The sequence below is a fragment of the Hyalangium sp. genome (assembly GCF_045802625.1).
Lineage (GTDB): Bacteria > Myxococcota > Myxococcia > Myxococcales > Myxococcaceae > Hyalangium.
The window spans coordinates 1-2,198 of the sequence record NZ_JBJMQP010000106.1; the positions used below are offsets into that span (position 1 = coordinate 1).

The 2,198-nt window shown below is 66.3% G+C and carries 2 protein-coding genes and 1 pseudogene; 2 read left to right on the forward strand and 1 reads right to left on the reverse strand.

Annotated features, from left to right (window positions below):
* A partial coding sequence (locus ACJ8AT_RS18945) for a hypothetical protein (protein ID WP_407739168.1) occupies window positions 1-415 on the reverse strand: 415 nt, incomplete at its 3' end.
* Window positions 416-472: 57 nt separating this feature from the next.
* Here ACJ8AT_RS18945 and ACJ8AT_RS18950 point away from each other — a divergent pair.
* Complete coding sequence (locus ACJ8AT_RS18950; protein WP_407739169.1) at window positions 473-1,576, forward strand: hypothetical protein; 1,104 nt, start codon at window positions 473-475, stop codon at window positions 1,574-1,576.
* A gap of 70 nt (window positions 1,577-1,646) precedes the next feature.
* Window positions 1,647-2,198 (forward strand): annotated as a pseudogene (locus ACJ8AT_RS18955) (hypothetical protein); the annotation flags it as partial.

Here is a 2,198-nt window from a genome sequence, read left to right on the forward strand (position 1 = left end):
CGAGAAGGGTGCCGCGGAGCTTCGCAGACCGGAGCGAGGGCCGCTCCTCGTCATGCTCTTGGAGTGTCTGGTCGACGGGACGCCTGCGGAGCTTCAACTGCTCCTTCGTTACCTGTCCCTGCAGCCACAACCTGAGGCTGCCTTCTGGCGCAATCACCGGCAGCTCTTCTGGGCCGCGGCAGAGCGTGTGCTCGCGGAAGGTGCTCCTGGAACGCTCATCTGTGAGCTGGTCGCGGCGATGTATCGCGGCAAATGGTGGGCCGAAGACTGTGCGTACCCTCTGGCCGTGCCGGAGAAGTTCCCCCTGGCTTGCCAGGCCATTCTCCAGGGACTCGTGGATGGCCGCTTCGAAGATCTCGCAGACGTCGGTCTGCACCGCTTCCATCCGGTGACATGGCACCACGTCTTTCACCACGCTTCGCTCCTCACGGAGCGTCTTCGCTTCATCGAGGTCAAACCGTTGGAGCGGGCCGTGGAGAGCCTGCGAGTCTCGGCGGCCGGAGCTTCCCCTCCTCCGGCGCTGGCGGACTGGGCGCGTTATCTGGTTCAGGAGTGGATCCGCCTTCATGGGCTGCGTGCCAGGCAGGATCTCGAGAAGCTCCTGCAGCTGACGGAGTTCCCAGGGTTGGGACCCGCGGTGGCCGTCGCGCTCCAGGACGCGCTCAAGGCTGCCGCCGCGACGGCGGATACGCCACTGGCGCTCCGTATCCTGGAGGAGTGCGGAGGGACACCGAACGCGCTCCGGGCCGTGCTCACGCTCCAGCTGGAGCGGCCGGGGTTCAAGTATCGGACCAACTCGTCCCTGGACTGGTTGCAGGAGGAGTTTCGTCGCGTCCTCCACTTCCCCTGGAGCGAGCCCATCTTTGGCATTCAGGTGGCTCAGTTGTTCCAAGGCGTGCGTGACGTGCGCTTCGCCCCGCTGGCCCAGGAGGATCGCGTCGAGGTGCGTGGAGATTGTGTCTATGTGCACGAGCCCAGCATCCGGCAGATGGTCGACGGCATCGAGGACAGAGAGAAGCTCCTGGCGACCGCCTTGCTGTACTTCCTGCACGAGTGGATTCACGTGCAGCAAGGCATCGGTGACAAACGCATGGTGGATCTGCTGAGGGAGACGGGCGGTGAGTCGACGCTGATGCACCTGGACCTGTCGGCGGACCACGCAGCCGCTCGATTCACCCAGCGGGTCGAGCCCAGGTGGACTCTGGGGTGGCTCAAGGAGCTGCAGAGCCGCGCCCTGCTCGACTATCCGGTGGGCCGTGGGCACACCTTCGCATCGCGTGGCCGCAAGACGAACCGGCTCATCTCTCTGCGCTTGGATGCACTGGCGCGCATGGCTTCTCGGCCGCCCTCATGGTTCTCGAAGGTGGGCGAAGGCTATGTCTTCGCCGATCTCAGCCCCGGGGGCGGCGCCATGTTCCTCCTCGTCAGTGGCCCCCCCGTTTCAGTCGTGGGCTATACCCGGCTCTCCGCGGAACAGGCGGCGTTCCTCACCACGATCATGGATCAGCGAGAAGGCGGGGAGGACAGGATCGAGCACCTGGATTCGTTGCTCCGCATCAGCTTTCGATGGGTCTGAGCGGCTTCAGGCCGCCTCCGTGAGCCGTCGGCCCGGGACTTGCGATCAAGCCTCCGTGACGGAGGCATGAATGAGCATTCGAGCAGGCGCGCTGGGAGCAGGACTCGCGGTCATTTCATTACTCACGGTGGGTTGCGGTGACCGGACCCGGACAGTCGACCTGCGAGTGGATCCAGGGCCTGCGCCCTCGGAGGGCAACGAAGTTCCCTCGGATCCTCCTCCTGTTCCCTCGGTGGACTCCGGCACTCCCACGGCCTCCACGCCGGATCCCACGCCAGTGACCCCGCCCGATGGCGGCACGCCGCCGGATCCGGGGACGCCCGATTCCGGCACGCCGAAGGATCCAGGCCCATGGCCCGCGGAGGTGGTGCTCAACTACACCCAGTCGTTCGGCGTGGGCACCCCGCAGAGCGTGGGGCTCGATGAAGGGCTGAACCTCTGGCTGCTCGATGGCAATCGCATCGGCGTGCTGCGCCCGGGCGACACAGCTCCCACGTGGACCACGGGCATCGGCCAGGCGCGCCAGCCGTTCGGTTGGGATTCGCTGGCCATTGGCTCGACGGTCATCTGCGGCGGTGAGGCCGGGCGCGCGTACGTGGGCTACCGCGCTCCCGAGATGCAG